This window comes from Algoriphagus locisalis, assembly GCF_900116615.1.
GTDB classification, from domain to species: domain Bacteria; phylum Bacteroidota; class Bacteroidia; order Cytophagales; family Cyclobacteriaceae; genus Algoriphagus; species Algoriphagus locisalis.
Map to the genome: position 1 here is coordinate 292233 of NZ_FPBF01000008.1, position 8685 is coordinate 300917.

7 protein-coding genes and 2 rRNA genes are annotated in these 8685 nt (G+C 41.0%); all 9 read right to left on the reverse strand.

The window, feature by feature from the left end; genetic code table 11:
- Positions 1-159: a hypothetical protein gene (locus BM386_RS23735; RefSeq protein WP_170857140.1), complete on the reverse strand. Its 159-nt coding sequence runs from the start codon at positions 157-159 to the stop codon at positions 1-3.
- Positions 160-182: 23 nt separating this feature from the next.
- Positions 183-1595 (reverse strand): cytochrome c oxidase accessory protein CcoG, encoded by a 1413-nt coding sequence (gene ccoG / locus BM386_RS20495; protein ID WP_091697604.1) that lies wholly within the window; start codon positions 1593-1595, stop codon positions 183-185.
- A gap of 51 nt (positions 1596-1646) precedes the next feature.
- Entirely contained in the window at positions 1647-2579 is a 933-nt protein-coding gene (locus tag BM386_RS20500) for a cbb3-type cytochrome c oxidase N-terminal domain-containing protein (RefSeq protein WP_091697605.1), read from the reverse strand.
- An 86-nt stretch (positions 2580-2665) separates the two neighbouring features.
- Complete coding sequence (locus BM386_RS20505) at positions 2666-2851, reverse strand: CcoQ/FixQ family Cbb3-type cytochrome c oxidase assembly chaperone (RefSeq protein WP_091697607.1); 186 nt, start codon at positions 2849-2851, stop codon at positions 2666-2668.
- An 11-nt stretch (positions 2852-2862) separates the two neighbouring features.
- Entirely contained in the window at positions 2863-4989 is a 2127-nt protein-coding gene (gene ccoN, locus BM386_RS20510) for a cytochrome-c oxidase, cbb3-type subunit I (protein WP_091697610.1), read from the reverse strand.
- Positions 4982-5170 (reverse strand): cbb3-type cytochrome oxidase assembly protein CcoS, encoded by a 189-nt coding sequence (ccoS, locus tag BM386_RS20515; RefSeq protein ID WP_091697612.1) that lies wholly within the window; start codon positions 5168-5170, stop codon positions 4982-4984. Before ccoS ends, ccoN begins: the two co-directional genes overlap by 8 nt.
- A 1-nt stretch (position 5171) precedes the next feature.
- On the reverse strand, positions 5172-7598 hold the full coding sequence (locus BM386_RS20520) for a heavy metal translocating P-type ATPase (RefSeq protein ID WP_091697613.1): 2427 nt from the start codon (positions 7596-7598) through the stop codon (positions 5172-5174).
- A 441-nt stretch (positions 7599-8039) separates the two neighbouring features.
- Positions 8040-8151, reverse strand: a 5S ribosomal RNA gene (gene rrf, locus BM386_RS20525).
- Between the two features lie 146 nt (positions 8152-8297).
- A 23S ribosomal RNA gene (locus BM386_RS20530) occupies positions 8298-8685 on the reverse strand; the annotation flags it as partial.

Below are 8685 nucleotides of genomic sequence, written 5' to 3' on the forward strand. Positions count from 1 at the left end.
TTATCTTAAATATATACCTGCAATTGCACCAGTAAAAGGTAAATAGCGACTTAATGAATGGTAAACACTAGGATTGCTGGTACTTCGGTCACCCGTCATCGGTCTTCCAGCCTGATAAGCAAAGTAATAGAAGTCACTGGCATCATTGCGGATAATCATTTTATCTTATTTAAAGTCTGTCCCTATTTGATCGGTGCTGTGAAATTTGTTTCTATATGATCGATTTCTTTTCCTAAATGAAGGACAGAAATCTCGACTTTTTCCTGATTTACTCTCACTTCATCCTGATTTCTCACAAGAAAAAAACGCCCTTCATATTTTGATTGCGGAGCTAGCATTAAGTGCTGCTCGCCCACTATCTCTACTTCCATACCTTCTACCAAAGAAGCCAGGGAAACTTCCTGCTCCTCATAGGTTTTATTAATCAAGGTGATCTGATACAGGTTAGTGACCATACCATCTTCCCGAAGCTGGTATGTCATCCCTGGGAAACGTGTAACTGTCGCAGCGATATCTTCTCGCGTAGCCAATAAAGTAACAAAAGCTGCTATCAAGAGTACCAAAATAACAATATAAGATTTGACCCTATTGGTGAGAAGCTTTTGAAAGCCTTGCTTGATACTATTTTCGGATGCGTATCGAATCAACCCTTTTGGGCGATCCACTTTGACCATGACTTCGTCACAAGCATCAATACATGCGGTACAATTCACGCACTCCATTTGGATACCATTTCGAATATCTATGCCGGTAGGACAAACTTGAACGCATAGATTACAATCCACACAATCTCCTTTATCGGCATTTTCAGAAGGATTTTTCCGAATTGGTGCCCGTGGCTCCCCACGGACATAATCATACATGACGTTGATGGAATTATTATCCAAAAGCACTCCTTGAAGCCTCCCATAGGGGCAGACTACCAAACAAGCTTGTTCTCTAAACCAGGTAAAAACAAACATGAAAACCCCTGAGAAAGCAAGCAGGCCAATGAACCCCGTCAAATGAGCACTGGGAGGGGATGAAATAATAGTTAGTACTTCATCTACCCCGATTAAGTAAGCCATCACCAAGTGACCAATCAGCAACGCTATTATTCCGAAAATGACAATTTTAACCGTTTTCTTAGTAATCTTCTCTTGATTCCAAGGCATAGCATTTAAGGTTCTTTGTTGATTGGCATCTCCTTCTATCAGGTATTCGATTTTCCGAAAAACCATCTCCATGAATAAGGTCTGGGGACAGGCCCATCCACACCACACCCTTCCAAAGGCTACGGTAAAAAGAATGATAAAGACGAAAAAAATCAATAATAGAAAAATCAGCAAATAGGTATCCTGTGGCCAGAAAACCGCTCCGAAAATGATGAATTTCCGCTCAAAAATATTGAATAGCAGCCATGGCCTTCCATCAACTTTGATAAAAGGTCCTGCAAATAAAACGCCCAATAGAACCCAAGAAAGGTAGGTTCGGTATTTGTAAAAATACCCTTTTACCTTTTTAGGATATACCCAATTTCTCTTACCATCATCTTGGACGGTAGCAAGCGCATCTCTGAAGGTTTCAGGATTTAAATGAGGGTTCTTTTTTGCCATAATCGTAGGCTATTTTCTACCCGAGATCAAATGATCCTCGGTACTATGAATTTATTCTGCAACAACAGTGGTGTCTGCTGCTACAATTGACTCATCAACATCGGCTCCCTCGGAAGTAGTGCTGCTACTTTCATCTCCTGCATACAACTCACCCTGAGGGTCTTTTGGAGCAGCTGGGCTCGTCCCTTGCAGAGAAAGAATATAACTCGACACATCTTGGATTTCTTTCGGGCTCAACTGATCCTCCCATGGAACCATCCCTTTTTCAATCACGCCATATTTAACCACCTTGAATACGTCTTTGATATCACCTCCATGTAGCCAATATTGATCTGTGAGGTTTGGACCAACTCCACCACCTCCATCTGCGGCGTGACATGCAGCACAATTGGTACTGAAGATGGCACTTCCTGCATTCAGAGCGGCGCCGGAAATGTCTAACTCGACATTTGTTTCATCGATAGAGGCAAGTAAACTTACTCCCCTCGCTTCTGCTTCAACGGCTGCGATACGAACTTCCTCCTCATATTCTTCCACCCCAGTTTTGCCGAGGCCCAATACCGTGTAGTAGCCAAAATAAACTACAGCAATGATTATTGTACCTGAAAACACATATTGAAGCCACGGAGGCATAAAGTTGTCAAGCTCCTGTATCCCATCGTAGGAATGATCCGACATCAGCTTTTCTTCATCTTGCTCCTCCTCTATATCACCAGTGACAAACTTCTGCTTGAACGTATCCCACCAACTAGGCTCATTTGCCAATTCAGGATTTTCTTTTCGGAATACTGCTGAGATAAATGACATCAGATAGATCATCAGAATCAAGAGTAAAATAATCACTCCTATGATGACGCCTATGATAAGCAATAAGGCCATTTGATTAGAGTCAAGAGCTCCAAATCCTGCAGAATCATCCTGAGCCAATACTGGCGTAGATATTAATAGACTGCCTAAAGCAAGAAAGGTCAAATATTTTTTCATATGTTTATAATTTCACTTTTAAGGCCATATGGAATCTCGCATAGGATAATCATCCCAGTGTGTGACGATCTTCGACATGCTCGATTTCATGGCTGCTTGTCTGTTAATTTGTTATCATCATCCATCGGTAAAGAGCTCATATGGTCTATTACATCTTTGGGAACACGTATAGTCCAGATTGTGATCCCTATAAAAAAGAGAACAAATATCACCAGTGAAACCACGGGAAACACTTCTACATTTTCGATTGATCTTAATACTTCCTTGTACATGATTTCTTCGGTTAGTTAGATGAAGAGACTTTGATATCAGTACCCAATCGCTGCAAATAAGCTATCAGTGCCACTATTTCAGTATTTGGCATAACTGCAATACCGGCATCTTTCAAACCTGTAGCAATCCCTGCCGCCTGAGCCTCCAAGTCTGCGGCGGCTTGTTCATCATAGCCTTCCGGATAAGGTACGCCCAGTTTCTGCATGGTTCTTATTTTTGCAGGTAAATCAGAATAGTCGAGTTCATTGGTTTTCAACCAAGGATATGGTGGCATCAGAGAGCCCGGAGACATACTACGAGGATCTTCCATATGGAAGTAATGCCAGCTGTCTGGATATTTCTTCCCTACACGGTGAAGATCTGGCCCAGTACGCTTGGAACCCCATAGGAACGGACGATCGTACACAAATTCACCAGCTTTGGAATATTCTCCATAGCGCTCTGTCTCAAATCGAAACGGTCGAATCATCTGAGAGTGACAACCCACGCAGCCATTATTTATGTAAATATCCCTTCCTTCCAATTCGAGCGCAGTGTATGGCTTAACTGAGCTGATTGTCGGCACATTTGATTTCACCAAAATCGTGGGAACTATTTCTACTACCCCACCGATCAAGATGGCAACAGTAGCAAGGATGGCAAAGAACACTGGCTTTCTCTCCCATGCTCTGTGCCAGAATTCGCCTTTTGGATTATAGCTTTTTGCCAAAGCAGGAGCTGAATCTTCTTCAGTTTCTTGGAAAACTCCCTGCTGGGCTGTTTTAAACATATTATACATGAGTAAAATCGCACCAGACAAGTACATTAACCCTCCAAAAGCCCGGAGCATATACATTGGTACTAATTCCACTACGGTTTGAAGGAAATTGCCGTAAGCTAATTTCCCCATCTCATCAAATTCTCTCAACATTAAGAATTGAGTCAATGCCGCTACGTACATCGGCAGTGCATAGAAAATGATGCCCATCACCCCTAGCCAAAAGTGTATATTAGCCAGCTTGGTTGAATAAATTTTGGTTTTAAACAATCTCGGCCACATCCAGTAAAGCATGCCAAAGGTCAAGAAACCATTCCAGCCCAACCCTCCGACGTGAACGTGAGCAATAATCCAATCGGTATAATGTGCTATTGCGCTAACATTTTTAAACGAAAGCATAGGGCCTTCGAATGTCGCCATCCCGTAGGCTGTGATAGCTACTACCATGAATTTTAGAACCGGATCATTGGTCACTTTATCCCAAGCACCTCGTAAAGTCAACAAACCATTTACCATACCTCCCCAAGAGGGTGCTAATAGCATCACCGAGAAAACTGTCCCAAGCACTTGTGCCCACTCTGGAAGTGAGGTATAAAGCAAGTGGTGCGGTCCTGCCCACATGTATAAAAAGATTAACGACCAGAAGTGAATGATAGAAAGTTTGTAAGAATAAACTGGCCTATTAGCAGCTTTAGGCAGGAAATAATACATCAATCCGAGGAAAGGTGTGGTCAGGAAAAATGCCACTGCATTGTGACCATACCACCACTGCACCAAAGCATCCTGAACGCCAGCGTAGGCAGAGTAACTCTTCAGGAAAGAAACCGGCAATGCCAATGAGTTTACAATATGCAGTACCGCTACCGTGATAAATGAGGCTAGGTAAAACCAAATGGCCACATACATATGTCGCTCTCTGCGAGTAAGGATGGTACCGATCATATTCACTCCAAAAGCCACCCAAACTACAGCTATGGCAATGTCAATCGGCCATTCTAATTCTGCATATTCCTTGGAAGATGTAAGTCCCAAGGGTAAAGTCAGAACCGCTGAAAGGATAATTAACTGCCAGCCGTAAAAGTGAAACCAGCTAAGTGATTTGTTCCACATGGGCGCCTTCAGCAATCTCGGCATGGAATAATACACCCCGGCAAATATTGCATTTCCTACAAAGGCAAAAATCACCGCATTGGTATGAAGTGGCCTGATCCGCCCAAAAGTGGTATAGGGGTTACCCAAGTTGGCCTCGGGTAAGAAGAGCTGTATCGCAGCAAGAACTCCGACAAGCATCCCTATTACGCCCCAGATAATTGTTGCCGCTCCAAAGTACTTGACAATTTTGTTGTCATATTGGAACCTCTCCAGCGTAGTGTCATTCATAGGATTTTGGTTTTGATGGTTGATCTTTTTTTGATTTTTTCGAATTGCTTTCGAATAGAATCCTTATGGAAGGAGTGTAATTATCATCAAATTGGCCGTCCTTCATTGCTTTAAAAAAAAGGAAAAGAAATGTACTAGCCAGAATTAAACTTATTGCGATTAAGAGAAAAATAACTTCCATACTAAACCAGTTTTGAAGTTAACAATCCCTTCTTCAAAGCCACAAAATTGGTAGTCAGTGTTGTAAAAATCACTACAGAAATACTACTCAGTGGCATCAAAATGGCACAAATAACCGGACTCAAAAGCCCTTGTACGGCTAACCCTAATCCAATTAAGTTATATAATAAACTTAATATAAAACTTGCTTTGATAATTAGTCTGCTTGATTTTGCAAAACTTAAATAATTCGGAATCATTCCAAAAACCTCAGCATCCATGATAGCATCACTGGCAGGAGAAAAATGACTAACCCGATCTGAAATCGCGACACCAACACTGCTCTCTTGTAGGGCACCAGCATCATTGAGACCATCGCCTATCATTAAGGTTTGTTGCGAAGCATTCAAATTCTTCAAATAGTTAAGCTTATCACCAGGACTCTGCTGGAAATTAAATTGAATTCCTCCCCCCAGCATATCCTCTAGATAAGATTGCTCATGCGAATAATCACCCGATAATATGTGAAGCTCATAGTCGGGTGCTAGCTGTTTTACAACTTCTGTCGCTTTTGTTCTCAGCCCAGATTCTATTTTGAAATACCCAAGGTCTTGCCCTTCTACAGAAAGACAGACAACATTTCCAACTTGATTTTCTACTTTTTTATTAAACCCTGTGAATACGACTGAACCCAATTTGAATTCTTGGTTTTTGAAAATTGCATGAACTCCTAATCCTTTAAATTCCTTTACCTGAATTGAATTTTCTCCAATTACATCTTTTAGCCAATAATTTATTCGATTACTAAGCGGGTGCGTAGATCGTTCCACCATTGACTTTAATATTGATTTGGTTTGTTGAGAAAGTACTTCTCCGATGTAGTTCACTTTTGCATTCGCAGGATCTGTGAGTGTGCCTGTCTTATCAAAAACTACCGTATCAATAACAGCTAGACGCTCTACAACAGAGGCATTTTTAAGATAAAACCTGCCTTTACCAAAAATCCTAAGTGTGTTACCCAAAGTAAATGGAGTGGACATAGCTAGTGCACATGGGCATGCAACTATCAGCACTGATGCAAAAACTTTTATAGCAACAGATAAATCTATAAATATCCAATAAGTAAATGATGCCAGCGCAATGAAAAGCACAGACCAGGTGAAAAAAGAACTTATCTTGTTAGATAATGGCTCGAGTAAGCGTTCGTTCTGTTTTTGAAAAGCTTCATTGTTCCACAAATCAGTAAGGTAACCCTGTGAAGGCAACTTTTGAACAGCCAATAAAACAGCATCACCTTTTTGTCTTCCTCCCGCATACACTAATTCTCCCTTTTGTTTAGGTACGGGAACACCTTCTCCGGTCACAAAGCTATAATCAATACTAGCTGTGGTACTTAATAAAACTGAATCAGCAGGGATTAATTCTTCATCCCTCACCAAAATAATATCACCCACCAGAAGCTTTGAAAGAGGAATTACTACCTCTTCTTCCTTTACCTTTTTTGTAACAGCTATAGGAAAATACGATTTATAATCTCTATCAAACTCTAGAGTGGAGAAGGTTTTCTGCTGGTAAATTTTGCCAAGTAGTAAAAAAAACAACAACCCTCCTAAGCTATCCATATAGCCAGACCTTTGAAAAGCGAAAATTTCCCAAAGAGAATAAACAAACAATGCTATGATCCCAAGAACAATCGGAACGTCCATATTAATTTGTTTCTGCTTTAGCGAGTTTAAAGCAGAACGGTAATAATCACTAGCCGAATAAACCACTACTGGGATTGCCAAAATCACATTTAAATAGCTAAACAAACCTCTAAAAGAAGAATCTATCAATTCGGCTTCAGAAAAATACTCAGGGACACTAAAAAGCATCATGTTGCCAAAGCAAAAGCCTGCTACGGCAAGACGTTGAATCAAACGTCTATCCAACCCTGGTTCAACTTTTTCCTCTAGATTTGAAAGATTAATTTTCGGTTCATAACCAATGGTAGAAAGAAGACTCACCAACTCCTTAATGCTAATCTTATCCCTAAGTACTTTTATCTGTACTTTCTTTTTAATAAAATCAACTCTACTACTAACAACACCAGAATGAATTTGATTTAGATTTTCAAGTAGCCAAATACAAGAAGTACAATGAATTACAGGAATAAAAAGGGTTAAGTGACTTTCATGTTCATTCTGAAAATCGAGAAGACGCTTCGCAGTATCTACATCATCCAAGTAGTCGAATCGGTTAGTTTGAAAACTCTTCCTTTTTTGACTTTCTCCGGGATGATTGGCAATCTCATAATAATGACTTAAATCATTTTCAGAGAGAACTTCATAAACCAATTTACAGCCTTGGCAACAAAATTTTTTACCCTCAGTATCAATCACCAACTCATAACAAGCTTCACCACAGTGAAAACAAACGATTACGCTTGCTGAAGAGATATTAGGACCCATTACCTTCAATTTAAAGAGATGCGAAATCAAAAAAGCGCAAAAGGACTTAGCAAGAAAGAATTAAATACTTTACAAATGCTGAAGCTCCTCTGAATCCACTTTCAATTACAATTATCTCACGAAAGTAGAGTATAGAAAAAGCTATCCCCCTGAGCAAACGCAACTAAAAACCTGACATAAATCAGCTAATAATTGACTAGGAAAGGACATAAGTTAGGAAAATAATTCGAAAAAAATCAGGACACCTTTATCCTATAGACGAAAGAATTTAAATTCCGGAATTTTTAAAACCTGAAGTAAGGTGAGCCATTTAACATGGAATATTCCTTTAAGTGCCTAGTTACCATAAAAATTAAAAGTCAGACCAATAAAAAACATTCCCATTTAAAAAAATGTCCTAACGCAAAAAAGCCTTCCGTTTACACGAAAGGCTTTGAATAAATGAGGCGGCGACCTACTCTCCCGGGTGTAACCCCAGTACCATCGGCGCTGCAGGGCTTAACTTCTCTGTTCGGGATGGGAAGAGGTGGGACCCCTGCGCTAGGCCGCCTAAATCTTGATGTCCGATGACCGGTGTCCGTTGCCGGATGATCATTCGTCCATATAATATCTTAAGTTCTTTGTCTTTGTCTACATCGGTCACCCGACATCAAACATCCAACAATGAATCACATGTCTTTGCAGAAACTGTAACAAACGTAGGGTAAGCTTTTGGGCAATTAGTACTACTCAGCTATGACATTACTGCCTTTACACCTGTAGCCTATCAACGTCATCGTCTCTGACGGCCCTATTTGGAAGTCTCATCTTGAGGGGAGTTTCGCACTTAGATGCTTTCAGCGCTTATCTCTTCCCGACGTAGCTACCCGGCAATGCAATTGGCATCACAACCGGTACACCAGCGGTCAGTCCAACCCGGTCCTCTCGTACTAAGGTCAGGTCCTCGCAAACTTCCCACGCCCGCAACAGATAGGGACCGAACTGTCTCACGACGTTCTGAACCCAGCTCGCGTGCCACTTTAATGGGCGAACAGCCCAACCCTTGGGACCTTCTTCAGCCCCAGGATGTGACGAGCCGACATCGAGG

Coding starts and splice junctions, on each gene's coding strand:
- BM386_RS20520 (WP_091697613.1), bottom strand. CDS start 7,598: ATGGGTCCTAATATCTCTTCAGCAAGCGTAATCGTTTGTTTTCACTGT.
- ccoS (WP_091697612.1), bottom strand. CDS start 5,170: ATGGAAGTTATTTTTCTCTTAATCGCAATAAGTTTAATTCTGGCTAGT.
- ccoG (WP_091697604.1), bottom strand. CDS start 1,595: ATGGCAAAAAAGAACCCTCATTTAAATCCTGAAACCTTCAGAGATGCG.
- BM386_RS20505 (WP_091697607.1), bottom strand. CDS start 2,851: ATGTACAAGGAAGTATTAAGATCAATCGAAAATGTAGAAGTGTTTCCC.
- BM386_RS20500 (WP_091697605.1), bottom strand. CDS start 2,579: ATGAAAAAATATTTGACCTTTCTTGCTTTAGGCAGTCTATTAATATCT.
- BM386_RS23735 (WP_170857140.1), bottom strand. CDS start 159: ATGATTATCCGCAATGATGCCAGTGACTTCTATTACTTTGCTTATCAG.
- ccoN (WP_091697610.1), bottom strand. CDS start 4,989: ATGAATGACACTACGCTGGAGAGGTTCCAATATGACAACAAAATTGTC.